The sequence below is a fragment of the Sphingopyxis macrogoltabida genome (assembly GCF_001307295.1).
GTDB lineage: Bacteria > Pseudomonadota > Alphaproteobacteria > Sphingomonadales > Sphingomonadaceae > Sphingopyxis > Sphingopyxis macrogoltabida_B.
The window spans coordinates 466,798-489,270 of the sequence record NZ_CP012700.1 but is presented as its reverse complement, the minus strand read 5'-3'; the positions used below and the strand labels follow the sequence as shown (position 1 = coordinate 489,270).

The 22,473-nt window shown below is 63.5% G+C and carries 25 protein-coding genes; 12 read left to right on the top strand and 13 right to left on the bottom strand.

Features of this window, described 5'->3' with window-relative positions; all coding sequences use genetic code 11:
- The first annotated feature begins 62 nt into the window (after window positions 1-62).
- Both AN936_RS02395 and AN936_RS02390 read left to right on the top strand, forming a co-directional pair.
- The gene (locus AN936_RS02395) at window positions 63-971 is read left to right on the top strand and encodes a tyrosine-type recombinase/integrase (protein WP_054586746.1); all 909 of its coding nucleotides are present in this window, start codon (window positions 63-65) and stop codon (window positions 969-971) included.
- Window positions 972-976: 5 nt separating this feature from the next.
- Window positions 977-2,167: an IS91 family transposase gene (locus AN936_RS02390; protein ID WP_054586745.1), complete on the top strand. Its 1,191-nt coding sequence runs from the start codon at window positions 977-979 to the stop codon at window positions 2,165-2,167.
- A gap of 407 nt (window positions 2,168-2,574) precedes the next feature.
- On the opposite strand, the gene AN936_RS02385 is transcribed toward AN936_RS02390, so the two are convergent.
- On the bottom strand, window positions 2,575-3,030 hold the full coding sequence (locus AN936_RS02385; protein ID WP_011542781.1) for a MerR family transcriptional regulator: 456 nt from the start codon (window positions 3,028-3,030) through the stop codon (window positions 2,575-2,577).
- 74 nt (window positions 3,031-3,104) lie between these two features.
- Here AN936_RS02385 and AN936_RS02380 point away from each other — a divergent pair, with 74 nt between their 5' ends.
- From AN936_RS02380 to AN936_RS02365, 4 genes are read left to right on the top strand one after another with little or no spacing between them, the layout of a single operon-like run.
- The gene (locus tag AN936_RS02380; protein ID WP_011542782.1) at window positions 3,105-3,476 is read left to right on the top strand and encodes a mercuric transporter MerT family protein; all 372 of its coding nucleotides are present in this window, start codon (window positions 3,105-3,107) and stop codon (window positions 3,474-3,476) included.
- Window positions 3,477-3,490: 14 nt separating this feature from the next.
- Window positions 3,491-3,772, top strand: coding sequence for a mercury resistance system periplasmic binding protein MerP (gene merP, locus AN936_RS02375; protein ID WP_041384122.1), 282 nt, complete (start codon window positions 3,491-3,493; stop codon window positions 3,770-3,772).
- Window positions 3,773-3,782: 10 nt separating this feature from the next.
- On the top strand, window positions 3,783-5,222 hold the full coding sequence (merA, locus tag AN936_RS02370) for a mercury(II) reductase (protein WP_011542784.1): 1,440 nt from the start codon (window positions 3,783-3,785) through the stop codon (window positions 5,220-5,222).
- Between the two features lie 33 nt (window positions 5,223-5,255).
- A complete protein-coding gene (locus tag AN936_RS02365; protein WP_011542785.1) occupies window positions 5,256-5,672 on the top strand; it encodes a hypothetical protein in 417 nt (138 codons plus the stop codon).
- Window positions 5,673-5,942: 270 nt separating this feature from the next.
- On the opposite strand, the gene AN936_RS02360 is transcribed toward AN936_RS02365, so the two are convergent.
- The gene (locus AN936_RS02360; RefSeq protein ID WP_054586744.1) at window positions 5,943-6,188 is read right to left on the bottom strand and encodes a hypothetical protein; all 246 of its coding nucleotides are present in this window, start codon (window positions 6,186-6,188) and stop codon (window positions 5,943-5,945) included.
- A 416-nt stretch (window positions 6,189-6,604) separates the two neighbouring features.
- Window positions 6,605-7,030, bottom strand: a complete 426-nt coding sequence (locus tag AN936_RS02355; protein WP_054586743.1) for a DUF5990 family protein — start codon at window positions 7,028-7,030, stop codon at window positions 6,605-6,607.
- 173 nt (window positions 7,031-7,203) lie between these two features.
- On the opposite strand from AN936_RS02355, the gene AN936_RS02350 reads away from it, so the two are divergent.
- The gene (locus AN936_RS02350) at window positions 7,204-7,569 is read left to right on the top strand and encodes a hypothetical protein (RefSeq protein WP_149037575.1); all 366 of its coding nucleotides are present in this window, start codon (window positions 7,204-7,206) and stop codon (window positions 7,567-7,569) included.
- Window positions 7,570-7,606: 37 nt separating this feature from the next.
- The gene (locus AN936_RS02345; RefSeq protein WP_054586741.1) at window positions 7,607-7,810 is read left to right on the top strand and encodes a hypothetical protein; all 204 of its coding nucleotides are present in this window, start codon (window positions 7,607-7,609) and stop codon (window positions 7,808-7,810) included.
- Window positions 7,811-7,912: 102 nt separating this feature from the next.
- On the opposite strand, the gene AN936_RS02340 is transcribed toward AN936_RS02345, so the two are convergent.
- Entirely contained in the window at window positions 7,913-8,326 is a 414-nt protein-coding gene (locus tag AN936_RS02340; protein ID WP_054586740.1) for a MerR family transcriptional regulator, read from the bottom strand.
- A gap of 82 nt (window positions 8,327-8,408) precedes the next feature.
- On the opposite strand from AN936_RS02340, the gene AN936_RS02335 reads away from it, so the two are divergent.
- The 4 genes from AN936_RS02335 to AN936_RS02320 all read left to right on the top strand — a co-directional run bounded on the left by AN936_RS02335 (window position 8,409) and on the right by AN936_RS02320 (window position 12,539).
- Window positions 8,409-9,062: a cation transporter gene (locus AN936_RS02335; RefSeq protein WP_054586739.1), complete on the top strand. Its 654-nt coding sequence runs from the start codon at window positions 8,409-8,411 to the stop codon at window positions 9,060-9,062.
- 5 nt (window positions 9,063-9,067) lie between these two features.
- Window positions 9,068-11,014: a cytochrome c/FTR1 family iron permease gene (locus tag AN936_RS02330; RefSeq protein WP_054586738.1), complete on the top strand. Its 1,947-nt coding sequence runs from the start codon at window positions 9,068-9,070 to the stop codon at window positions 11,012-11,014.
- A gap of 128 nt (window positions 11,015-11,142) precedes the next feature.
- Entirely contained in the window at window positions 11,143-11,832 is a 690-nt protein-coding gene (locus AN936_RS02325; RefSeq protein ID WP_054586737.1) for a helix-turn-helix transcriptional regulator, read from the top strand.
- Between the two features lie 47 nt (window positions 11,833-11,879).
- Complete coding sequence (locus AN936_RS02320; RefSeq protein WP_054586736.1) at window positions 11,880-12,539, top strand: class I SAM-dependent methyltransferase; 660 nt, start codon at window positions 11,880-11,882, stop codon at window positions 12,537-12,539.
- A gap of 27 nt (window positions 12,540-12,566) precedes the next feature.
- Here AN936_RS02320 and AN936_RS02315 read toward each other — a convergent pair whose 3' ends face one another.
- The 9 genes from AN936_RS02315 to AN936_RS02275 form a co-directional block, all read right to left on the bottom strand.
- Entirely contained in the window at window positions 12,567-12,872 is a 306-nt protein-coding gene (locus AN936_RS02315) for a hypothetical protein (protein ID WP_149037574.1), read from the bottom strand.
- Window positions 12,873-13,061: 189 nt separating this feature from the next.
- Entirely contained in the window at window positions 13,062-13,706 is a 645-nt protein-coding gene (locus tag AN936_RS02310) for a DsbA family protein (RefSeq protein ID WP_054586734.1), read from the bottom strand.
- Window positions 13,703-14,137 (bottom strand): disulfide bond formation protein B, encoded by a 435-nt coding sequence (locus AN936_RS02305; RefSeq protein WP_054586733.1) that lies wholly within the window; start codon window positions 14,135-14,137, stop codon window positions 13,703-13,705. The genes AN936_RS02310 and AN936_RS02305 overlap by 4 nt, the downstream gene beginning before the upstream one ends.
- Window positions 14,134-14,622 carry an SRPBCC family protein gene (locus AN936_RS02300; RefSeq protein WP_054586732.1) on the bottom strand — a complete coding sequence of 163 codons (489 nt, stop codon included), beginning with the start codon at window positions 14,620-14,622 and terminating at the stop codon, window positions 14,134-14,136. The genes AN936_RS02305 and AN936_RS02300 overlap by 4 nt, the downstream gene beginning before the upstream one ends.
- A 45-nt stretch (window positions 14,623-14,667) precedes the next feature.
- Entirely contained in the window at window positions 14,668-17,208 is a 2,541-nt protein-coding gene (locus AN936_RS02295) for a heavy metal translocating P-type ATPase (protein ID WP_054590050.1), read from the bottom strand.
- A 186-nt stretch (window positions 17,209-17,394) separates the two neighbouring features.
- Window positions 17,395-17,838 (bottom strand): SRPBCC family protein, encoded by a 444-nt coding sequence (locus AN936_RS02290; RefSeq protein ID WP_054586731.1) that lies wholly within the window; start codon window positions 17,836-17,838, stop codon window positions 17,395-17,397.
- A 236-nt stretch (window positions 17,839-18,074) separates the two neighbouring features.
- Window positions 18,075-18,704 carry a cation transporter gene (locus AN936_RS02285; protein ID WP_054586730.1) on the bottom strand — a complete coding sequence of 210 codons (630 nt, stop codon included), beginning with the start codon at window positions 18,702-18,704 and terminating at the stop codon, window positions 18,075-18,077.
- A gap of 1 nt (window position 18,705) precedes the next feature.
- The gene (locus AN936_RS02280) at window positions 18,706-19,197 is read right to left on the bottom strand and encodes a DUF305 domain-containing protein (RefSeq protein WP_227340353.1); all 492 of its coding nucleotides are present in this window, start codon (window positions 19,195-19,197) and stop codon (window positions 18,706-18,708) included.
- Window positions 19,194-22,472 (bottom strand): efflux RND transporter permease subunit, encoded by a 3,279-nt coding sequence (locus AN936_RS02275; RefSeq protein ID WP_054586728.1) that lies wholly within the window; start codon window positions 22,470-22,472, stop codon window positions 19,194-19,196. The genes AN936_RS02280 and AN936_RS02275 overlap by 4 nt, the downstream gene beginning before the upstream one ends.
- Window position 22,473: the final 1 nt, after the last annotated feature.

Here is a 22,473-nt window from a genome sequence, read left to right as displayed (position 1 = left end):
CTGATTGAACGCCGGCGGCCACAGGCAGACCCTTTCGACTCCTTTACCTGAGGAGTCGAACGATGAACGAGCTTATCCAGATTGGCCCGATCAGCCCGCTACGCCAGCGGCTGATCGACGATATGACCATGCGCCGCTTCTCGAAGGAGACGCAGCGTAACTATCTGCGCGACGTCGGGCGGTTCGCGACCTGGCTCGGACGCTCGCCCCACACTGCGAGCGCCGAGGATATCCGGCAGTTCCAGATCGAGCAGCAGCAGGCAGGCGTCCCCGCGCCAACGATGAACAGCATCGTGGGCGCATTGCGGTTCTTCTTCACCCACACGCTCGATCGCCCCGATCTCGCGCGCAAGCTGGTCCGCACCAGGCAGGTGCGCAAGATCCCGGTGGTGCTGACGATGGCCGAGGTGAAGCGGCTGCTCGATGCCACGCGCTCGCTCAAGCACCAGGCCGCGCTGTCGGTCGCCTATGGCGCGGGCTTGCGCGTTGCCGAGGTGTCGGCGCTGAAGGTGACCGATATCGACAGCAAGCGGATGCTGCTGCGGATCGAGCGCGGCAAGGGCGGCCGATACCGCAATGCCATGCTGCCCGAAGGCCTGCTCCTGCTCCTGCGCGACTGGTGGCGCGCTGGACGACAACAGGGCATCCTCGTTCCCGATGGCTGGCTTTTCCCCGGACAGAGCGCCGCGGCGCCGATCAGCACGCGCCAGCTCTACCGTGTCGTCGTCGAAGCCGCGGAGGCCGCCGATATCGACAAGCGCGTCGGACCGCATACGCTGCGCCACAGCTTCGCCACCCATCTGCTCGAGGACGGCGTCGATATCCGCGTCATCCAGGCGCTGCTCGGCCATGCCAAGCTAAACACCACCGCCTTCTATACGCAGGTCGCAACGAAGACCGTTCGGTCGATCGTCAGCCCGCTCGACAGGCTCGCGCTCGCATCGCCGAGCGGGGAGGTTCCTGACGGCTAAGGTCCGTGCGCGCCTCACTCGAGGTTGCCGACATCTTCCGTGCCGCAGGGCCTGCCTATCGCACCGGCCATGCCGGCCACCTCAGCCTGCATCAGCTCAAGATCATGTCAGCGATCGAGCATTGCCGCACCGCCGCGCTCGGCGGACATGTCGAAGCCTGTACCGACTGCGGCCACTGGCGGATCGCGTACAACAGCTGCCGCAACCGGCACTGCCCGAGGTGCCAGGGCGCCGCCGCCCGCACATGGCTCGAAGCGCGCGAGGCCGATCTCCTCCCGGTCGGCTATTTCCACGTCGTGTTCACCCTGCCTGCCGAGGTCGCCGCTATCGCCTATTACAACAAGGCGCTGGTCTATGACCTGCTGTTCAAGGCCGCGGCCGATACGATGCTGACCATCGCCGCTGATCCCAAGCACCTCGGCGCCCGGATCGGCATCACCGCTGTACTTCACACATGGGGCTCGGCGCTCACCCATCATCCGCACATCCACATGATCGTGCCGGGCGGCGGCATCTCGCGCGATGGAACGCGCTGGATATCCGCACGCCCCGCCTTCCTGCTGCCGGTCCGCGTCCTTGGGGCCCTGTTCCGACGCCTGTTCCTCACCCGGCTGCGCGCGCTGCACGACGCCGGCAAGCTCGCCTTCTTTGGCAGCCTCACGCATCTCGCCGAACGACGCGCTTTCCTGCGGCACCTCTCGCCCGTCGGGAAGAAGCGCTGGGTCGTTTATGCCAAGCCGCCGTTCGCCGGGCCCGAGGCCGTGCTCGCTTACCTCGCGCGCTACACCCACCGGGTCGCCATATCGAGCAGCCGGCTCCTTCGGTTCGACGAGGCCGGGGTCACCTTCCGCTACAAGGATTACCGCAAGGCCGGCGCCGGACGGCAGCAGGTCATGACGCTCGGCGCCGACGAGTTCATCCGCCGCTTTCTTCTCCACGCCCTGCCGCGCGGGTTCCACCGCATCCGCCACTATGGCCTCCTCGCCAGCGCACACCGCAAGGATCATCTCGAACGCGCCCGCCGCCTGCTCGATGTCGCACCTCCACCGACCGACGAGCCCGCCGACGATGCAGAGCCCCGACCGACCTGCCCGTGCTGCGGTGGTACCATGATCATCATCGAGGTCTTCGAGCGCCGCTACCAGTCCCGCGCGCCGCCACCGCCATCCCTCGCACCCGGGACACCTGCGCCGTGACCCGGCACGGCCCGTCGCCTTCCTCGTCCTGGGCAGACCCGCGCCCGGAAGCGGACCAGCTCGCCACGGCGCTGCCCAAAAGCAGACGTCGCACCACCAAAATCGGTCCGTCCGCTTTTTGGCGTCCGCTTTTGCGATCTAAATCCAGACGGTCCGCTATCGCGCACGTCCGCTTTTCGGCAGCTCCTAGCTACCCCACGATCTCCGCAAAACAGCTTTCCCCATAGCTCACTCCATGACCACCGCGGTTCGGGCATCGAAGACTTTCCGACGCCTCGCGGCGTCCGAAACTCTCAACGTTTCCAGCCTGTCGGCTTTCGGACTGAAAATGAAAGAAGCAGACATTGAGCTTCGCCAAAGCGTCGTCCTTGCGAAAACCGACATTGGTCTGTGCTGGCCGACGGCGGCTAGCCGGCAGGAGGCCGGGCAGACGGATCGATCGAACCGAATAGCGTTTCCAGCAGCGGGCATTCCGGGGTCTTGCCATCCGCGCATCGCACGACGGTTTCGGCAAGCACCGACTCCATGGCCTGAAGATCCGCGATCTTGGTACGAATGTCGGTCAGATGGACCACGGCGACCTCGCGCGCTTCGGTGCATGGGCGATCGCGGTCCTCGGCCAGCCGAAGCAGCGCGCGGATCTCGTCCAGCGTGAAGCCCAGTTCCCGCGCGCGCCGCACAAAGCCGAGCCGCATGAGATGACCATAGCCATAGAGCCGGTGACCGCCGTCGCTGCGCGCAGGCGCGGAGAGCAGGCCAATTTTCTCATAATAGCGGATCGTCTCGATGTTGCATCCGGTGCGCCGCGACAGTGCTCCGATGGGGAGCCGGGGCGCTGTGTCCTGCAGATTTTTCCGATCCATGCTGAAATACCTCTTGAACCTGTAGCCGCTACAGATCCTATCTAGGGTCAACAACGTGATTCGGAGAACAGAAAATGACCCAGCCGAAAACGGCTTCCAGACGTGGTGCGTGGATAGCGATTGTTGGAGGAAGTCTGGGCGCGCTCGGCGCGGCCTCTTGCTGCATCGTCCCGCTAGTGCTCTTCACACTGGGCGTCAGTGGCGCATGGATCGGCAACCTGACCGCGCTCGCCCCCTATCAGCCCATCTTCCTGGCGGTGGCGATCGCCTTCCTGGCCGCCGGGTTCTGGCGGATCTATCGTCAGCCGCGCGTGGTCTGCGCCGAGGGCGAGTGCGGCACGCCTTCCTCCAACCGCTTGGCAAAGACGGCCTTGTGGCTTGCAACGGCGCTGATCGGACTCGCCGTCCTCTTCCCCTATCTCGCCCCCCTATTCCTCGACCTTTGAACAAGGAGACCATGATGAAGAAGCTTACCCTGTTCGCGGCCGCGGCTGCGCTGTTCGCATCCGGGCCGGCCTTTGCCGCAATCCGGACCACCACCTTGGCGGTCGAGAACATGACCTGCGTGACCTGCGCTCCCACCGTCAAAAAGAGCCTGTCGCGCGTACCCGGCGTGACCGCTGTCGAAGTGTCGGCCAAAACGCATACCGCGACGGTCACCTATGACGACGCCAAGACCAGCACCGCGGCGTTGATCGCGGCGACCACCAACGCTGGCTACCCTTCCCGAGTCCGCAAGTGAAAGTCGTATCATGAGTGATTGCTGCAATCGGGGCGACGGCTCTCAGGCCAAGAAGTACGACCTTATCGTCGTGGGCGGCGGCTCGGCTGGGTTCTCGGCCGCGATTACCGCGGCGGAGCAAGGAGCCCAAGTCGCCGTTATCGGTGCCGGCACCATCGGCGGAACCTGCGTCAACGTCGGCTGCGTTCCTTCCAAGGCGCTGATCCGCGCGGTCGAGAGCATTCACCACGCGAATGCCGCGCCGATGCGGTTCAACGGTGTCGAGGCCGGGGCACGAATGGCCGATTGGGGCAAGGTGATCGCCGAAAAGGACTCGCTCGTCTCGGGCCTTCGTCAGGCGAAATATGCGGATCTCCTGCCTCTCTACAATAATATCGCCTACCATGAAGGCACGGCGCGGCTCGTCGAAAATGGCGTCGAGGCCGGTGGAAGGCGGTTCACCGCTGACCGGATCGTGATTGCGACAGGTACGCGTCCGGCGGTGCCGGCTATCCCGGGCCTTCCGGACGTCGATGCGCTCGACAGCACTACCGCGCTCGACCTGACCGAGTTGCCGAAATCGATGATCGTCCTCGGGGGCGGCTATATCGGTGTGGAACTCGCCCAGATGTTCTCCCGCGCCGGCGTCGACGTGACGCTCGTTTTCCGCAGCCGCCTTCTCCCCGATATGGAGCCGGAGATCGGTGCCGCGCTGACCGACTATCTTTCGAGCGAAGGCATCACGGTTCTGGGCGACCTCGCCTATCAGTCGGCCCACAAGACGGCGGAAGGGGGCACTGCGCTCACCGTCCTGCGCAACGGGGTCGCCGAAACCATCGTCGCGGAGCGCCTTCTCGTAGCGACCGGGCGCGCCCCGAATGTGGAGGACCTCGGTCTCATCGAGGCAGGGGTGAAGCAGACGCTCAGCGGTGCCATCATTGTCGATGACCATATGCGAACCTCGGTGCGCGGCGTCTATGCCGCCGGCGATGTGACGGGCCGAGACCAGTTCGTTTACATGGCAGCCTATGGCGCAAAGATCGCCGCCAAGAACGCCTTGAACGGCGATAGCCTGCGGTACGACAATTCGGCCATGCCGGCCGTCGTATTCAGCGATCCGCAGGTAGCCAGTGTCGGCTTCACCGAAGCGCAGGCTATCGCGGCAGGATATGCAACGCGAACCTCGACCCTCCCGCTCGAGAATGTTCCGCGCGCATTGGCGGCTCGCGACACGCGCGGCCTGATCAAGCTGGTTGCGGATGGCCGGACCCGCAAACTGCTGGGCGCGCATATCTTGGCGCCGGAAGGTGCGGACAGTATCCAGACCGCCGCCATGGCGATCCGCTGCGGCCTCACGATCGACGATCTGGCGGAGATGATCTTCCCCTATCTGACCACGGTCGAAGGACTGAAGCTGGCTGCGCAGACATTCGATCGGGATGTGAAAAGGCTGTCCTGCTGTGCAGGATAAGATTGCTCGGTCGCGTCGCGGCGGTGAGATGACATGAGTAGCCCGCGCGGTTCCGATCCCGCCAGCGGCGCCGGGGATTGGTCGGGTAACTGGCGCACGCTTGTCGGGCTCTGGGCTATTCCCGGCCTAGCCATGCTGGCCGCCATGTGGCTGGAACCTACGCCCCGCGCGGTCATCTGGACCGTCATGCTGGCCTCCATGGGTGCGGCTTGTATCATGAACGCCAGACGGTGCGGCCGGACTCATTGCCGTTTCACCGGACCGTTCCTGATTGGGATGGCGATACTGGTCGTCGCCTACGCGATTGGGATGCTGCCGCTGGGGCCACATGGCTGGGGTATTCTGGGCGGAGTCACGCTTGGCGGGTTTGCCGCTCTGTGGTGGGGCAGCGAACGGGCATGGGGCAAGTTCTCGCGTTCCAAAGATAAGGGCGTTTCTCGCAGCTGTTAGGTTTCGTGGGAGATCGGACGTCCGGCCACTGCTATAATGGCCCATTTGCGAACGACTGGTTTTGGGCCACGCGTCGCTGGCGGTGAATGGCCGGGCTCGGGCGCGAAGCGGTCGCAGTATCCAACATTAAGTAGCAGCGGCGAACTCACCTTCTGCTAACCAGCACCGCAGTTCCGCTATTTCGTACCTTTTGTGCAGTAGTGGCTCCACGCCGACATGAGATGGCGCCGCTTCTCCAGCAGTGCGCCGCGCCGATAAGCCGCCTCTGTTTTATCCTTCACTGCATGCGCCAAGGCCGGTCCATAGGCGGTTCTCAAGGTCGATCTCATCCCAGACCGCGCCCCTCGCCTCTCCCGATCGAACGGCCGTCGCGATCGGGAATTCGAGAGCGAGCCGGCCCATCGTCTCCTTCTCGCGGAGCATCATCAGGAAAGCAGCAACATCCGAATAGGGCATCGCGGCATAGTGCTGGCTGTTCTTCGGTTGCCGCGGAAGGCCGCGCGTGACGGACTTCATGGAAATCTCGGTCTCGCGATATCCTTTTGAAAAAGCCCAATCGAGAACCACACCGTGGCTTTCTCTGGATGCCTCTGATCGTGTGGGGAACACCCCCTGGTGGCAGGGCTTGTATCGAACATGGATATTATATTATTGTTTTTATTATATTTTTATTGTCGATTTGAGGCACCACCCCCACACTCACCCCCACATTTTTGACGATCTAACGCTTGTTCGATTAACCGAGAGATGAGAAAAATCGAGTTTTGGCCGAGCCGTGGACCCATTGCAGACCGAGCCTTTGGCGCTTGCTGCCATTCAGCTTTTCGGCGCTGTGGACACAATAGCAGAGGATTCATCTGAGGCGGTGAACAGAAAGCTTGCCACAATGATGGCAAGTACCGCCCCGAACGCCTACGCGAAAATGAAAATCGCTACGCCATCCGCCGCCTCATGGGCTGCACGGTAGCGCATGCCGGCGTGCCGTCTTTCCCCGTGCCGATGATCGAGATTTCAATTCGGCCCGAGCCGACTGGCGCCTCATCGAGCAATCGCTGCTCGATGTCGTGGATGTCGATCTTCATCCGCCGGCTCCAAGGCGAACTCGGGTCGCCCGCCATCTGACCGACGCAAATATAGACGAACCGGCGCTCCGGACCTTCGCGCCGAACGAGATCACCGAAGAATTTTGGTCCCGGACCGACGCGGATGATGAAATCGAACGTCAGCGGCTCCCCGGCCGCCGAAGACTTGGGGTCGAGCGGATGATTGCGCTTATCCTGCAGGCTATGGAGCACGCCCACCACCGGTTGCTCGATGACGATGCGAAAGGGAATCGCGCTCTGATTGGCCCGGGTCATTGCCGATTTATATCCCGATTGCCGGATGGCTCAATCGCGCCAGCCCGACAATTGTTCGACGCTTTCGACATTCAGGACCTACGTTACAGCACGGACGGCGAGGATGGGTCGCCCCAAAGTGACTGCGCAATTCCCCGCTTGTCGCGCCATTCGATGACGCTATGTCTCGCAACATGCATTCCGTTGCACGCCAGTTCCTCCTGCTTCTTGTCATCGTGGCGCTTGGGGCAACCGGGATTGGCACCTGCGCCAATGCGGCGGCCGCGGAATTGGCGACCGCGGCCATTCCATGCGCGGACATGACGATGGCAGACCAAGACCCTGTTGCCTCGTCGCAACAACAACATCCCGGCCAAAAGCTTCCTGGTTCCGACGGGACCGATGATTGCGCACGCAAGTGCCATGGGCCAGCGTTCGCGGCGCCCCTCCCGCGCCTTTCCGATCAACCGATGATGCTCGCGGTGTGGCACGCGGCACCCCTCTCCCACTTCACCGGGATCGATGCACCGCCCGCCACGCCGCCGCCGCGCTTGGCGTAAACCGCTTCATCAATCACTTTTATTCAAGGAAAACATCATGTTGAATCGTGCCTTCGTGAGCGCGCTCGCGCTCGCTCTTGCCGTGCCTGCCTTCGCTGCCGAGGCTCCCGCAACCGCGGAAAAGCCGAAATGCGAATGCTGCGCAAAAATGGAAGGCGACGCCAAAGACTGTTGCTGCTGCGACAAGAAGAAGGCGGCCGATGGAACCCAGGGCGAGCATAAGGACCATGCCGCCCATTAAGGCGTGAAAAGGAGCAGGCGCCGGATTCCCGGCGTCTGCTTTACGCGCATCGCGCCCGCGCCCGATCGCGACCGGTGCGCTGTTTCGAACCCCATCCCGTGCCTAGAGCGCGAGGTCGGTACCCGCGATCGCCTCTATCACCCGGCATTCGGCGGCCCGCCCGCCCTCGCAGGAGGTCGCGACCTCGGTTAGCGCCCTCTGCAAGGTTTCGAGCCGCGCGATGCGTATGCCGATATCGGCGAGATGCGCCCGCGCGATCGCCGCAGCCTCGCCGCAATCGCGATCGGGCTGGTCCGAAAGCGCCAGCAGCGAGCGGATCTCGGGGATCGAAAAACCGAGCTGGCGGCCATGGCGGATGAAGGCGAGCCGCCGGAGGTCGGCCGGATCATAGCTTCGCCGTCCGGAAGCGGTGCGCAGCGCCTCGGGCAACAGTCCGATCTCTTCATAGAAGCGGATGGTGTTGACCTTGGTGCCGGTCTCTCGGGCAAGGTCGCCGATCGCGAGCCGCTTCGTCATATTGCGCTTGATCCTCCAGTGACTGGAGGATGTATAGGCTGGCCTTGTCCGGAGTTGAAGGCGGCAAAGGGACGATGAGGCGATGACGGCAAGTTCGGAAAGCGGCGATGGCTGTGGCTGCACGGGAGACCCGGTGCGCGCGGAAAAGGACCCGGCCTACCGCCGCGCGCTCTGGATCGTCGTGCTCCTCAACCTTGGCTTCGGCGCGATCGAGATCGTCGGCGGGTTCATCGCCAACAGCCAGGCGCTGAAAGCCGACTCGCTGGACTTCATCGGCGACGGCACGATCACGCTGGCCGGCCTCGTCGCGATCGGCTGGACCGCGCTCGCCCGCACGCGTATCGCCTTAGCCCAAGGCCTGTTCCTGCTGTCGCTGGGCATTGGCGTCATCGGTGTCGCGCTGTGGCGCGCGCTGACCGCGGTGCCGCCCGAAGCCGAGCTGATGGGCGGTATTGGCGTCGCCGCCCTCCTCGTCAACCTCACCTCGGCCGCCGTCCTCTCGCGCTTCCGCGACGGCGACGCCAATGTCCGCGCGGTGTGGCTGTTCAGCCGCAACGACGCGATCGCCAATGTGGCGGTGATCATCGCCGCCGGCCTCGTGGCATGGACTGGCCAGGCCTGGCCCGACTTGGCGGTCGCCGCCATCATCGCCGCGCTCTTCCTGCATTCGGCCTATGAGATTCTTCGCAGCGCGCGGAGCGAATTGCGCGAACTTTCGACTGTGGCCGGACAATAGGGCCAATGCCCTCCGCCCTCCGCTTTCTCTCTCTGCTGATCGCGCTTGCCGCTATCGGCTGCCTCGTCGTGCCGACGGCACAGGCCCGCACTGATGCCGACGAGGTCCAGACCATCTGGCGTCTGCTGGACTATGTTGCGGTCGACTATGGTGGTGCCGTCGCGAATGGAGCGGTGACGAGCACGGTCGAATATGCCGAGATGACCGAGTTTTCTGCCACCGTTCGCAAGGGGATCGAAGCGCTTCCGGTATCCCCGGCGCGCGCTCGCCTTGTTGGCGAAGCGGGACAACTCCAAGCGGCAATCGCGTCGAAGGCGGACCCCGGCAAGGTGGCTGGCCAGGCGCGCGGACTCGCGGCGGACCTGCTCGCCGCTTACCCTGTGCCCCTCGCGCCGCGCAACGCTCCAGATCCCCGGCGCGGAGCCCAAGTCTATCTGGAAAATTGCGCCAGCTGTCACGGCGCGCGCGGCGATGGCAATGGGCCTCAGGCCAAGGGGCTCGACCCGGCGCCTATTGATTTCACCGACGCCGGACGCGCTCGCAAGCGCAGTCTGTTCGCACTCTACCAGGTCATAGGACAGGGGCTCGAAGGCACGTCCATGCCCAGTTTTGCCCATTTGCCGTCCGACGACCGCTGGGCGGTAGCAGCCTATGCCGGTGGATTTGCCTTTCGCGACGTCGCATCCGGCCGGCGTATCTGGAACCAGACCCCTACGGCGCGCGATCTGGTCCCCGACCTGCAAGCCTTTACAAGTCTCAGCCCCGAAGCGCTTGGCCGTGGGCTGGGATCGGAGCAGGCCGACGCGCTCACCGCCTATTTGCGTTCCGATCCCCAGGCATTGACAACCGCTTCGCCCGCGACGCTTGCGGTTGCGCGTGACAAATTGGCGCAAAGCCTTGCCGCGTACCGCAAGGGCAATCGGAGCGAGGCAGAGCGCCTGGCGCTGTCCGCCTATCTCGACGGTTTCGAACCGATTGAGCCGATTCTGACGACGCGCGATTCCGCCCTTATGGCGCAAATCGAATCCGCGATGTCCGATTACCGCGTTTCCATCGCGCGAGGTGCGCCGGTCGATGCGGTCGCGGGTAAAGCCGCCGCCGTCGAAGCCCTGTTCGCCGATGCCGAAGCTGCACTTTCTCCCGATGCAGCGAGCGACGCATCGACCTTTGTCGGGGCGCTGACCATCTTGCTGCGCGAGGGTCTCGAAGCCCTTCTGATCATCGTGGCGATGATCGCCTTCTTGCGAAAGGCCGAACGGCCTGAAGTCCTACCCTATGTCCATGGCGGCTGGATCGCCGCCTTGGCTGCCGGCGGCGCAACGTGGGCAGTCGCGACGTATGCAATCTCGATCAGCGGAGCGAGCCGCGAGTTGACAGAGGGCTTTGGCTCGCTTTTCGCCGCAGTCGTGCTCGTCTGGGTCGGCATCTGGATGCACGGAAAGTCGCACGCGGAGAGCTGGCAGCGCTATATCCGCGAAGCGATGGGCAAGGCGCTTTCGCGTCGCTCGGCCTGGTTCCTGTTCGGGCTCGCTTTCCTCGTGGTCTATCGGGAAGTCTTCGAGACCATCCTGTTTTTCGCAGCCCTCGCCGCGCAAGGAAGCCGCAGCGCGATCGCCGTCGGAGCCGGAACTGCAGTGGTGATCCTTGCAGCAATCGCATGGGTCATGCTTCGTTACAGCCGGGTCCTGCCGATCGGAAAATTTTTCGCCTACAGCTCCGCGCTGATCGCCATCCTTGCGGTTGTCCTGGCTGGCAAGGGCGCGGGCGCGCTACAGGAAGCCGGCCTCCTTGGCATCACACCGCTCGCTCATTTTCCCCGCTTCCCGGCGATGGGGATATTTCCTTCGCTCGAACCTTTGTTGCTCCAGCTTCTCGCGCTTGCAATTCTCTGGATCGGCTATCGCTACAACAGTCGGCAACATCGCCGGATCGAGACAGCGCCCGGTCGATGAGGGTAATCATCAAGGGGGTCCGCGCGCTCCTCCCAAGGCTGTGCTGGGGCTTCCGAAAGGAGCCTCCGAGCCAGAGAGCTTACCCGGCGCCCGTTACGCACATGAGTTAGGCCTGCTATCGAGACCCGATGCCCGACACGTCCAACTGGAACGGCCGACTTAGCCTCGGCGACTATCATGCTCTCTGGTCGGGTTCGGTTGGCGATGCCGCCGCGCACCGCCATTTTGCGGCGCAGGCGGTGTTTTGTGCCGAGCCGCTTACGGTGGTCGATGCTGATGGCGCGCGCCTGTCGGGGCGTTGCTTGCTCATCGAACCCGATACCGTGCACCGGCTGCTCCCCGCTCCCGCAGCGGAATTATGGTTCGTCGAGCCGACAGTGGGCTTCGGTCCGCCGGTAGAACTGAAAAACCGGCTGATCTGCTCCGATCCGATTCATGTCGAGACGCCGGGACAGCGGTCCTTCTGGAAAAACTGGCTCATGCGAGGCACCCGCCCCCCGCTCGATCCGCGCATCACCCGCGCCGCCGCCTCGATTGACCGCCTGATCCCCATGGGCTCTGTCCGTCTCGCGGATGTGGCGGAAGAGAGCCGCCTTTCGCTCGGCCGCTTCCGGCATCTCTTTGCCGCCGAGATCGGCATGCCCTTCCAGCGCTTTGTGCTCTGGCGACGGTTGATTATTGCCTTCGACGAATTGGGAATGCGCCGCAGCGCCACCGAGGCCGCACATATGGCCGGCTTCAGCGACAGCGCGCATTTCGCCCGCACGATCAAGGCGATGTTCGGTATTCGGGCAAGCGACCTTTTCATCGAATCATAGCCTCTCCGTTCAAGCCGGTGCGTGATGGCGCCTAGTAGAGGGGCATCATGTCAGACGCACACAGAGACTTCGTCCCGGCACTCGGCAAGAGCGGATCGCTCGACCGCTACGATGCCGCCATAGCCCTCATGACCAGAGAGAAAAGATGGCGAAGCGACTTGCTGCGCTTCGCCGAACCGCGGCCGGGCGAGCGGATCGTCGATATCGGGTGCGGCACGGGAACATTTGCAATCGCCCTCAAGCAGGCGGCGCCGGAGAGCATCGTTCTGGCGGTCGATCCCGACCCTGCCGTGCTGGAAATCGCGCGCGCCAAGGCTGAGGTTGCCGATGCCGAGATTCGATGGTTTGAGGCCATGGGCGACGAGCTGGACGGCATCGCCGCACTCCGGCAATGCGACAAGATCGTATCGAGCCTCGTCCTTCACCAGTGCCCGATGGCCGTGAAGGAAGCGATTGCCGCGCAGATGTTCAGGCTCCTGAGGCCGGGCGGGACTCTCTTCATAGCCGACTATGGCGAGCAGCGCTCGCTGCTGATGCGCATGCTTTTTCGACAGATCCAGCTGCTCGACGGGTTCGAATATACCGAACCCAACGCGAAGGGCTGCGTCCCGGAGATCCTTACAGCCGCGGGCTTCGAGGCGGTCGAAGAGATGAAAGTCATCCCGACGCCGACCGGCTCGATTTCAATCTATGGGGCGAAGCGGTAGTTTCTCGCCCGGCCCGCGCGGCCCCGGCTAGCCGCGCCAGTGACGCCCGCGGTGGTGGTGGTGCATCCGGCGCTTCTGATAACGCCGCTCGTAGCGGTCTCGCCGTTCATACCGGCGATCATAGCCGCGGTAGTAGGGATCGTAGCCACGATAGCCGCGGTCATAGCCATAGTTGGGCACGCCGTGGCGCGAGGAACGATAGTCGCGGTCATGACCACGTGGCGCGTCATGTCCTCGGCTATATCCCCCGCGATCGCCATGGTGCTGGGCAAGGGCCGTGCCGGGGACCGCGAAGGCGAGCATAGCGGCCGCGATCGTCATCAGTTTTCGCATGTCAGTCTCTCCTTTTCGTGGCGTTCAAAATCCTCCTTCATGCTTGAATGCGCAGTGAATATTGGCCCCGATGCCGCCGATCGGACGGTGGCCCGGCGTCTCCATGCGACAGGCCGATCAAGGGCGGAGCCGGATCGTGCTGCAGGATGAGCACCCGCCCCGCGTGGACGAAGGGGACGGGTCCGACCCTCATTTGCCCTTTGCCGCGACCGCGGCCTGGACCTTGGCCTCGACCTGTTCGGGACTCGGCTGGATGAGCATCTCGCCATTAACGAAGAAGGTCGGGGTGCCCTTGACGCCGACCGCCCTCGCGTCGGCGATGTCCTGCTCCATCCACGCCATCGCATCGGCGGTCGGCATCGCGCGCGCCTTCGCGACATTGAGGCCGGCCTTCTCGGCGGCGGCCCAGGCGCCGTCCATCTTGCCGTCGTGCCAGTCGGGCTGCGCCTCGAGCAGCGCCGCCGTTACAGGCTCGAGCTTGCCCTGCACCCGCGCGGCTTCGAGGATCACGATCGCTTCGGCCGAGCCGGGGTGCAGTGGGAGGTAGCGCATCACGAGACGCACATCCTTGGGATATTTAGCGACGATGCCCTTCACCGTCGGATAGAAGGCGCGGCAGGCCTCGCACGACGGGTCGAAGAATTCGACGATCGTGACCGGGGCATTTTTCGGCCCAATGATCGGCGAGTGCGGGCGAATGAGGCTGTCGACGGGTCCCGCCACGACCTTCTTCGTGGGTTCTCCCTCGGCGCTCCCGCTGTAGAGCATCGCGCCACCGGTAAAGGCGAGCGCCGATAGGACAAGCGTGGCCACCACTCCGATACGTCGGTTCATGATTTCAGTCTCCTTTGGAAGTTGAGCAAGAGGGTAAGGATGAGCGCGAATGCGGCCAGCGACAGGAGGGGCAGCGGCACGCCTCCGATTGCCATGCTCTCTCCCGAGCATGAGGGGCCACCGGTACATGGGACGATCGGGGCCGGAATGACACCGACGTAGAGAAGGCTATGATAGAGGGCGACGAGACCACCGCCCGCTCCGAGCGCCAGCCCATAAGGAACCACGGCGCGGTCCGACTTGAACGCTGCAATCCCGAGAATGATCGCGAGCGGGAACATGAAGGCGCGCTGAAACCAGCAGAGATCACAGGGCGCCTGGCCCATGACCTCGCCAATGAAGAGGACGGCGAGGCTCGATACGAGTGCGATCGCCCAAGCCGCGCCAAGCGGGCGCCATTTCTGGGCGGAAAGACGGGGAAAGCTTGTCATCGCCGACCCGTTCGAAACTTGGGCTTCGGCCGTCCCGGTGGCGATTGCTGCTTGCCATATTTGGACTTTAGATAGCTGAGAAGAATTCCGTCGATCGAAGAGAGCATTCTTTCAAAGCTCGTGCGGATGCCGGGAAGTCGAAGCCAGGCAAATGGCCCACGGGACCGATAGCGGTGGGCAAACTTCGTCCCTTCCGGCGTCGGCGTCAGGACATAACTCTCCTCGAAATGAAGGACGAAGCTCGGCCGCACGTCGAGTATCAGCTCTTCTCCGTCGCGCGCGGAGATAATTGTTGCGGGAACTTCAAGAAACTTGGGCCTGCTCGGATCCATGCGTATCGAATAGCGGATCGCGATAGGGTCCCCGGCCAATCGCTCGATCCGGACATAGGGATTCCATATTCCGTGAGTGTCGAAATCGCCGAGGATCGCCCAGATCTGAGCTGGCGTATAGGGCAGAAAATGGTCGCTCTCGAACTCGATCACAGCCTTTCTCCTTTACGTAAGACCGGGCGGCACGCTTGGACTCGCTCAAACGGCGCCACGGTCACGGTAAGCCAGCAAACGAAGCGCGTTGGCGACGACGACAAGGGTTGAGCCTTCGTGCGCGGCGACCGCAGGGCCGATCCCCAGCCCGAAAATCGTCGCCGGCACGAGGACCACGACCACACCGAGGCTGACGACCAGATTCTGGCGAATGATCCGCCGCGTCTGGCGGCTGAGGCCGATCGCGAACGGCAGATGGGCAAGATCATCGGCCATGAGCGCGACGTCGGCAGTCTCGAGCGCCACATCGGAACCCGCCGCTCCCATCGCAATGCCTACGGTAGCGGTCGCCATGGCCGGCGCGTCATTGACGCCGTCACCGACCATCGCGACGGGCTGCTGGGCCTTGAGGTCGCGAATGGCGTCGACCTTCTGGTCAGGCATCAGATCGCCCCAGGCCTCGCCGATCCCCACTTCGGCTGCGATCGATTCGGCTACCTTCTGGTGATCGCCCGAGATCATGATCATCCGGCGGATGCCAAGATCGCGAAGTTTCGCAATCGCAGTTCGCGCAGACTCGCGCGGCGTGTCCATCAGGCCGATTGCCCCGAGGTCGCGATCGCCCATACGGACCACCATGGTCGTTCGTCCCTGGTCGCGAAGCCCGGAGATCGCCGCGGCGACCTCCGCGCCGATTGGGGCAACCCCGTCGGTGCCGAACATTTCCGCCTTTCCGATCAGGACAGTCTCGCCTTCGACCTTCGCGGTGACCCCGCGCCCGGTCAGGCTGTTGAGATCGTCGGCGGTCGGAACGGGCGTCGAGGTCAGCATCTCCTCGCCATCGCGGGCGATGGCCGCAGCGAGCGGATGGTCGCTGAGCCGCTCAACCGCCACAGCGATCCGCAACAATTCCTCCTTGGGAACGCCTGTGGCTGGAATGACGTCGGTGATACGCGGCTTGCCCTCGGTCAGTGTGCCGGTCTTGTCGAACGCGAGCGCAGTCAGCGATCCCAGATTCTCCAATGGACCGCCGCCCTTCACGAGCACTCCTCCGCGCGCAGCGCGCGCGACGCCCGAAAGCACGGCGCTCGGCGTCGCGATTGCGAGCGCGCAGGGGCTCGCCGCGACGAGCACGGCCATGGCGCGGTAGAAGCTATCGCGGAAGGGCTCATCGACGACCACCCAGGCGAAGAGCAGGACGAAGACCAGCGCGAGGACGCTCGGCACAAAGATCCGTTCGAAGCGATCGGTGAAGCGCTGGGTCGGCGACTTCTGGGTTTCCGCCCCGCTCACCATTTTAACGACCTTGGCGAGCGTGGTGTCGGCCGCAAGGCGGGTTACCGCGATCTCGATCGCACCCTGGCCGTTGATCGTGCCCGCGAAGACGCGATATTTCGCGTCGAGCGCATCAGGCTTCGCGGCGGCGGCCGCGCGATCGGGCACGGGCTCCTTGTCGACCGGGACGCTCTCGCCAGTCACCGGGGCCTGATTGACCGCCGAGCGCCCGACGACGACGAAACCGTCGGCGGGCAGCCGCTCATTGGGCTTGACCACGACCGTGTCGCCGATCTGCAAAAGCTCGACCGAGACCTCGCGGCTGCTGCCGTCCGCGGCTTTCACGACTGCTGTCTGCGGCGCCAGTTCGGCGAGCGCCTCGATCGCGCGCTTGGCACGGCCCATGGCATAATGTTCGAGCGCGTGACCGAGGCTGAAAAGGAAGAGGAGCAACGCGCCCTCTGCCCACGCGCCGAGCGCCGCCGCGCCCGCTGCGGCGACGAGCATCAGCGTGTCGATCTCAAAGCGCTTGAGCTTCAGATTTTCGATCGCCTCGCGGACGGTAAACCAGCCGCCGAAACCATAGGCTGCGATATAGAATGCGATCGGCACCCATTCCGGCACCGCGGCAAGCTTTTCAATCGCGAAGCCGATGCCGAGGACGAGACCGCAAAGCAGCGCGAAGATCAACTCGGTCCGTTCGCCGAAGATGCCGCCATGATCATGACCATGGTCGTGGCCATCCTCGCCTTTGTGACCATGTTTGTGGTCAGGCCCATGCGCGTGCCCCGGCCCATGATCGTGCCCGTCCTCGCCGTGTTCATGCGCGGCTTCTGCCGGAACATTCGACGCGACGGCGACCGATTTCTGGGTGACACCAATATCCGAGAGTATCTTTCTGATCGTTTCGATGGAGGTTTCGGAACGCTGGAACTCGGCGCGCAGCGTTCCCGCTACACCGACTTCGGCTTCGATCACGCCCGGTATTCCGCGAAGTCGCAGGCCGATCGTGCGGGCACGCCTGGCGTGGCCGACGCCTTCGAGATCGTCCCAGAAGAGATGTTGATACTGGCCGGTGAGCTCGGCGCCGGCGCTGCGCGCCAGCTGCCGCACCCGTTCGAGCGGCAGAATATCCGGCCGATAATGAATGCACAGCTGCGGCGGCGAGCCATCGCTGGAGCGGACGACATGAACCTTGTCGACGCCGTCGCGTCCTTCGAGTTCGCTCATGAGACGCGCGACGCAGCGGTCAGCGGTATCGGCGACTTCGGGGAGGAGAAGCGGAATATCGAGCCGCAACTGGTCACTCATGATGCCGTCCTTTTCTTTTGCCAAGGTCGAGAGATTCGGCGCGACACACGGCCCTCTCGACAGGATGAGGTGCGGGAGCCTTGGCGCGCGACCCGCTCCCGCACCTCCTTGACCGCCAGTAGCCCTCGACCCGGGTGGCGGGGGCAAGAAGCCAGGGACCCTTGGCGGCCAAGATCTGATCATCCTTCATGCGCGCCGTCCGCTTGGCCGGGCGTATCGGGATCGTACCGTCGAGCGACGGAAATGCTGTTCCAGCGCGTTGTTCGAGCGAGTCAGGAAGACGCGGCAAGCGCGCAGCAAAAAAGGGTATCCGAGCCAGGAGAAGAAGCCACGGCAGACGAGCCGATGCGTCACTTCGACGCCTTGTCCCAATTTCTCGAGGCGGTGACTTTCCTCGATGACGAGGATACCGGGGATCCCCGTTTGCCAGGAGAAGCTTTTGAGCCAGTCGAGCCCAGTAATCCTTCCCTCGGCAGCCAGCTCGGGCCCGCGTGTGCCGCGCGGCGAATAGATATAGTTCACTCGCTCCTCGTCCCCCGGGCGATCGGTGAAGCGCAGCGTCGGGTGCCAGTCGGCGTAGCGCTCGATATCGACGAGCAAGCGCCAGACTCGCCCGATCGGAATCTCCATACGGAGCGAGGTTCCTACCGAGAACATCGGCGAGCTCCTCGCCCCGGCAAGATGGTCCGCGACGCAGGCCGTGGACCTGCGCCGCGGTGAAAACGGGCAACGTGCCGGTCAACTCCGGATATCGTGACGCTTTTCGGCAGATGCATCGGTGCCAGAGCGGAAAGGAACCGGGAATGCAGACACAATCGATCCCATCGCCTTTGCTGCGTTACTGCCGATATCGCCGAACTTTCCATCTAGGTCGGCCCGCCTGTTGCGGTTTTTTCCTCGCTGCGCGCGTCGCGCAGGATTTCGATGCCGCCCTTGATCGCGATCCCTGCGGTCGCGAGGCCAACGAGCAGATCGGGCCAGTTGCTGCCGAGCCACAAGACGAGTGCACCTGCGACAAGAATGCCGCCGTTCGACACGAAGTCGTTGAAACTGAACGTCGTCGCTGCGCGGAGGTTTACGTCGGGTTTCTCCAACCGTTGCAGCAAGCGCAGGCAGATATAATTCACGACCGCGGCAATGGCGGACATGATCATCATCGTCGCGCCGATGGGTTCGCTCCCCTGGAGATAGCGGCGGGCGACGTCAACAAGGATTGCGACGGCAAACAGCAGGAGCATCGCGCCCGACGCCTTTGCCGCCCGCGTCTTCCACTGGTCGCCGCGACCGAGCGCCGCGAGGCTGATCGCGTAAACAGCGACATCGGCGCTATTATCGACCCCGTTCGCTACCAGCGCGCTGGAGTCTGCGAAAAAGCCGCTGACAAAGAATCCACCGGCGATCGCTGCATTAAGCAGGAGAACGATCCATAGCGTCCGGCGTTCTTCCGGGTCATCGGCACCGCCCCCGGCGGCGGCACGATGGGTAGCCCCGGCCATGTCAGTTCGTCTTGGGCGGGCTTTGCGGCACCACCTTCTCGCGCCGAGCCAGCCAATCTCGCATGATGGTGATTTCCTTCTCCTGCGCTGCGACCACGGATCTGGCAATCTCGCGGACTTCGGGATCCTTGCCATGTTCGAGCGCGACCTTGGCCATTGCCACGGCGCCCTCATGATGCGGGATCATCGAACGCATGAAGTCGGTATCGGCATCGCCTGTGAGAACGACCGCCATATCCCTGTGCATCTTGTCCGCGGCCGTCTCGAATGCCTTGGCCGCCGGCGTCGACGAGGCTGCAGCCGCATGCTGCATATCGCCGTGTACGGCGCTGTCCGCGTTGGCGCTCGGCTTCCCGGATGAGCAGGCCGCAAGCAAAAGCCCGACCAGCAATATGGAGGTCTTCATCACTCTTCCTCCCGAACAATCCGATGGCGGCGGCGAGCCGCCATCGGTTTCGTCCAGCGTGACATGAGGAGCCTTATGCTCGCTCATGCCGGTTTGCCGCCCGTGTCGTCGCCGGGCAGGAACACCCGTTCGCCAAGAGCCGTCACGTCGGTATAGTCGCCCGCGACATGCTTGTTATGCCGTCCGCGAAGCAGCAGATGGCTGATCGCAGGGAGGACGAACAAGGTCAGCAGCGTCGAGGTGATCAACCCGCCGATCACCACGATGGCGAGCGGCTTCTGGACTTCGGCGCCGGTGCCGGTGGCGAGCGCCATCGGAACGAAGCCGATCGCGGGCACAATGCCCGTCATCAGCACTGCGCGGACGCGTTCCATGACGCCTTCCCCGATCGCGACATCGACCGGTTTTCCTTCGTCGATGCGCTGGTTGATGCTCGACATCACGACGAGCCCATTGAGCACCGTCACACCCGAGAGCACGATGAAGCCGACCGCCGCCGATACCGAGAAGGGCAGCCCGGTCAGCAACAGCGAAAAGACACCGCCGGCCAGCGCGAGAGGGATTGCGGAATAAACCGCAATCGCCTGCCGCACGCCGCCTAATGCCATGAACAGGATGCCGAAGATGGCAGCAAAGATGATCGGGATGACGATCGACAGCCTTGCCGAGGCGGCTTGCAGATTTTCAAACTGCCCGCCCCACTCAATGAAGCTTCCAGTGGGAAGTTTGACCTGCGCATTCACCTTCTCCTGTGCTTCGGCGACGAAGGATCCGAGATCGTTGCCGCGGACATTGGCTTGCACCACGACACGTCGCTTGCCGTTTTCACGGCTGACCTGGTTCAAGCCTTCGGAGAAGCCGAACTTGGCCAGTTCGCTGAGTGGCACCGATGCCCGCGCGCCGCCCTCACCGGGAAGAAGCACAGGAAGCGCTCCTACCGCGTCGAGATCGTCGCGCGTCGCGCGGTCGAGACGGACGACGATGTCGTATCGCCGGTCGCCTTCGAATACGATCCCGGCCTCGCGCCCACCGAGCGCCGCAGCGACCGTATCGCTGACATCCTGCAACGTCAGACCGTAACGGGCGATGGCATCGCGATCGAACTGGACGTCAAGCACGGGGAAACCTGCCGTCTGTTCAACCTTGACGTCGGCGGCGCCCGGGACTGTGTTCAGGATCGCTGCCACCTGCTGCGCCGCGCGGCCCATTTCATCGAGATCGTCCCCATAGAGCTTGATCGCGATGTCGCCGCGCACGCCGGCGATCAGCTCGTTGAAGCGAAGCTGGATCGGCTGGCTTATTTCAAAGGCGTTGCCCACGAGCGGTTCGAGCTTCTTCTCGACGCGTTCGATCACATCATCCTTGGTCTTCACCCCTTCGGGCCAAGCATCGCGCGGCTTCAGGATGATGAAGGTATCCGATGCGTTTGGCGGCATCGGATCGCTGGCGACCTCCGCCGTACCGGTTTTCGAATAGATGAAGGCCACCTCGGGAAGCGAGGACACGGCTCTTTCCACCTGCAATTGCATCGCCTGAGATTTGTTCAACGATGTCGACGGGATTCGGAGCGCCTGCATCGCGAGATTGCCCTCGCCCAGCACCGGGATGAACTCGCTGCCGAGCATGCCGAACACCAGGATAGCAGCGGCGAAGGTACCACCACCGGCACCGATCCAAGGCCAAGGCCGCGCGATCACGCGCTTGAGCACGGGCTCGTAGCGGGTCTTCACCCACGCGATCGCGCGCACTTCCTTCTCGGCCACCTTGCCGCGAAGAAGCAATGCCACCATCGCGGGGACGAAGGTCAGCGATGCAATGAAAGCACCGGCCAGTGCCAGCAGAACCGTGATTGCCATAGGCGAGAAGGTCTTGCCCTCAACACCCGTGAAGGTGAGCAACGGCACGAACACGAGGAAGATGATTGCCTGCCCGTAGATCGTCGGCTTCACCATTTCGCGCGAGGCTTCGAACACCTCGTGCAACCTTTCACTCAGCGAGAGCAGCCTGCCTTCGTGATGCTGTCTTTCGGCAAGGCGCCTCAGGCAGTTTTCGATGATGATGATCGAGCCGTCGACGATAAGCCCGAAATCGAGCGCACCTAGGCTCATCAGATTCCCCGACGTGCCGGTGATGTTCATCCCTGTTCCCATGATGAGGAACGAGATGGGGATGACCAGTGTCGCGATGATCGCGGCACGGAAGTTTCCGAGCAACCAGAACAGGACGGCTGCCACGAGCAACGCGCCTTCGGCGAGATTCTTCTCCACTGTGCCGATGGTGGCGTCGACAAGCTGTGAACGGTCGAGCACCGGCTTGACGACGATGCCCGCGGGCATTGATTTGGCAACCTCCTTGAGACGTTCGGCTGCGGCCGAGGCAACGATCCGGCTATTGCCGTTCGCGAGCATCAAGACGGTGCCGACGACAAGTTCCTTGCCATTTTCCGAGGCGGACCCGGTGCGCAGTTCCCCGCCGATCTGAACAGTCGCGACGTCACGCACCATGACCGGAACGCCGCCGCGGCTCGCCACGGTCGCGCGACCGATCTCGTCGAGCGTGCGGATGCGGCCGTCGGCGCGCACGAGAAACGCCTCGCCGCCGCGTTCGACAAAATTCGCCCCGACGGAGATATTCGCTCGTTCGAGCGCTTCGGCGAGTTCCGAGAAGCTGATGCCGTAGCTTGCCAATTTGGTCGCGTCGGGCTGGACGACGAATTGCTTTTCATAGCCGCCAATCGAATCGATGCCGGCCACGCCGGATACCGATCGCAGTTGCGGGCGGATCACCCAGTCCTGCACGGTCCGCAGATAGCCGAGCTTGGCCACGTCGTCGGTCAAAATCTCGCCGGTTGGCGTTATATAGGAGCCATCGGGCTGAAGCCCGGGCTTTCCGGGGACCGCCGGCTTGGCCTTCGCGCTGCGATCGAAATCGACAGTGTACATCAGCACTTCGCCAAGTCCCGTCGACACCGGGCCCATTTGCGGCTCGGCCCCGTCGGGCAAGGTTCCCTTTGCCTGGTTTAGGCGTTCGGCGACTTGTTGGCGCGCGAAATAGAGGTCGGTGTGATCTTCGAAGATTACCGTGACCTGGCTGAACCCGTTGCGCGAAATCGAGCGCGAGCTTTCGAGGCCCGGGATCCCCGCCATCGCGGTTTCGACGGGGAAAGTGACCAATCGTTCCATATCGAGCGGACCGAGATTGGGCTCGACGGTATTGATCTGGACTTGCTTGTTGGTGATGTCGGGAACGGCGTCGATCGGCAGCTTGAGGAGCTGCGTCAGGCCGTAAGCGGAAATGATGAGGGTGAGGAGAACCACGCCCCAGCGAAAGCGTATCGACGCATCGAGGAGTTTTTCGATCATC

Bases quoted from the DNA above. Each gene is read 5' to 3' on its own strand.
- AN936_RS02395 (WP_054586746.1), top strand. From the start codon at position 63: ATGAACGAGCTTATCCAGATTGGCCCGATCAGCCCGCTACGCCAGCGG.
- AN936_RS02385 (WP_011542781.1), bottom strand. From the start codon at position 3,030: ATGGATCGGAAAAATCTGCAGGACACAGCGCCCCGGCTCCCCATCGGA.
- AN936_RS02380 (WP_011542782.1), top strand. From the start codon at position 3,105: ATGACCCAGCCGAAAACGGCTTCCAGACGTGGTGCGTGGATAGCGATT.
- merP (WP_041384122.1), top strand. From the start codon at position 3,491: ATGAAGAAGCTTACCCTGTTCGCGGCCGCGGCTGCGCTGTTCGCATCC.
- merA (WP_011542784.1), top strand. From the start codon at position 3,783: ATGAGTGATTGCTGCAATCGGGGCGACGGCTCTCAGGCCAAGAAGTAC.
- AN936_RS02365 (WP_011542785.1), top strand. From the start codon at position 5,256: ATGAGTAGCCCGCGCGGTTCCGATCCCGCCAGCGGCGCCGGGGATTGG.
- AN936_RS02360 (WP_054586744.1), bottom strand. From the start codon at position 6,188: ATGAAGTCCGTCACGCGCGGCCTTCCGCGGCAACCGAAGAACAGCCAG.
- AN936_RS02355 (WP_054586743.1), bottom strand. From the start codon at position 7,030: ATGACCCGGGCCAATCAGAGCGCGATTCCCTTTCGCATCGTCATCGAG.
- AN936_RS02350 (WP_149037575.1), top strand. From the start codon at position 7,204: ATGCATTCCGTTGCACGCCAGTTCCTCCTGCTTCTTGTCATCGTGGCG.
- AN936_RS02345 (WP_054586741.1), top strand. From the start codon at position 7,607: ATGTTGAATCGTGCCTTCGTGAGCGCGCTCGCGCTCGCTCTTGCCGTG.
- AN936_RS02340 (WP_054586740.1), bottom strand. From the start codon at position 8,326: ATGACGAAGCGGCTCGCGATCGGCGACCTTGCCCGAGAGACCGGCACC.
- AN936_RS02335 (WP_054586739.1), top strand. From the start codon at position 8,409: ATGACGGCAAGTTCGGAAAGCGGCGATGGCTGTGGCTGCACGGGAGAC.
- AN936_RS02330 (WP_054586738.1), top strand. From the start codon at position 9,068: ATGCCCTCCGCCCTCCGCTTTCTCTCTCTGCTGATCGCGCTTGCCGCT.
- AN936_RS02325 (WP_054586737.1), top strand. From the start codon at position 11,143: ATGCCCGACACGTCCAACTGGAACGGCCGACTTAGCCTCGGCGACTAT.
- AN936_RS02320 (WP_054586736.1), top strand. From the start codon at position 11,880: ATGTCAGACGCACACAGAGACTTCGTCCCGGCACTCGGCAAGAGCGGA.
- AN936_RS02315 (WP_149037574.1), bottom strand. From the start codon at position 12,872: ATGCGAAAACTGATGACGATCGCGGCCGCTATGCTCGCCTTCGCGGTC.
- AN936_RS02310 (WP_054586734.1), bottom strand. From the start codon at position 13,706: ATGAACCGACGTATCGGAGTGGTGGCCACGCTTGTCCTATCGGCGCTC.
- AN936_RS02305 (WP_054586733.1), bottom strand. From the start codon at position 14,137: ATGACAAGCTTTCCCCGTCTTTCCGCCCAGAAATGGCGCCCGCTTGGC.
- AN936_RS02295 (WP_054590050.1), bottom strand. From the start codon at position 17,208: ATGAGTGACCAGTTGCGGCTCGATATTCCGCTTCTCCTCCCCGAAGTC.
- AN936_RS02290 (WP_054586731.1), bottom strand. From the start codon at position 17,838: ATGGAGATTCCGATCGGGCGAGTCTGGCGCTTGCTCGTCGATATCGAG.
- AN936_RS02285 (WP_054586730.1), bottom strand. From the start codon at position 18,704: ATGGCCGGGGCTACCCATCGTGCCGCCGCCGGGGGCGGTGCCGATGAC.
- AN936_RS02280 (WP_227340353.1), bottom strand. From the start codon at position 19,197: ATGAGCGAGCATAAGGCTCCTCATGTCACGCTGGACGAAACCGATGGC.
- AN936_RS02275 (WP_054586728.1), bottom strand. From the start codon at position 22,472: ATGATCGAAAAACTCCTCGATGCGTCGATACGCTTTCGCTGGGGCGTG.